Origin of the sequence: Thiolapillus sp. (assembly GCF_048562965.1) — a bacterium.
Lineage (GTDB): Bacteria > Pseudomonadota > Gammaproteobacteria > Chromatiales > Chromatiaceae > Thiolapillus > Thiolapillus brandeum_A.
Window position 1 is genome coordinate 1 of sequence record NZ_JBHNMF010001402.1, and the last position, 646, is coordinate 646.

Consider the following 646-nt stretch of genomic DNA (forward strand, 5'->3'; position numbering starts at 1 on the left):
GCCGGTCGTTGCCGAAAAAAATCCGCATAGTGCTTGGCGGTGATTCTGTGGGTTGCCATAGACGTTTCATCCAGCACAATCCGTGTATCAGGGTATTGCCGGGCATAGGTGAACAATTCACTTACTGATCGGGGTAGCGCAGACAGCGCGATACGTCTTGAGTCCCGGCTAATAAGCGGCAGCCGCCAAGTACCTTCCCGCAACCCACGAGCCTCGTTGTTGGGTGTGACGGCGACAGAGATGCTATTCGGCACCACGTACTCCTATATCGGTCAGAGCATGCTCTATATCTATCCTGCTTAGTGTCCATTCCAACTGTTCTGGTAACGCGGCGATGACTTTTTCTTTGAAGGCCTGATAGTGGGCGAGTGCGGCATTTTCGTCTCGCAGGTAGTCCGCAAGAATGGCCAGCGCGAGCTGCGCCGGGCCGCCCCGAGATAGCCCCAGGAAAACCCCGTGGGGATTTTGTTGGCCAGATCCGGCCGGGGGTTCAGTGGTTCGCTATTTGCCTTGATGACCGTGCCGGGGGGGGCACCGATGTATCGCACGTCATTCAAGAATGATGCCTCAACAGCACACCCCATATCCATGTCCTGGTCACACCAACCGGCATCCCAGCTTTTCCGGTAATAACGAACCCAACAGT

The 646-nt window shown here is 55.7% G+C and carries 2 protein-coding genes; both read right to left on the bottom strand.

From position 1 onward, the window contains the following. Window positions 1–254, bottom strand: a 254-nt coding sequence (locus tag ACOCD2_RS24585; protein ID WP_419586264.1) for a hypothetical protein, incomplete at its 3' end; no start/stop codon positions are given. Further along, window positions 244–447 (bottom strand): DUF6166 domain-containing protein, encoded by a 204-nt coding sequence (locus ACOCD2_RS24590; RefSeq protein ID WP_368857677.1) that lies wholly within the window; start codon window positions 445–447, stop codon window positions 244–246. The genes ACOCD2_RS24585 and ACOCD2_RS24590, both read right to left, overlap by 11 nt. Window positions 448–646 lie beyond the last annotated feature (199 nt).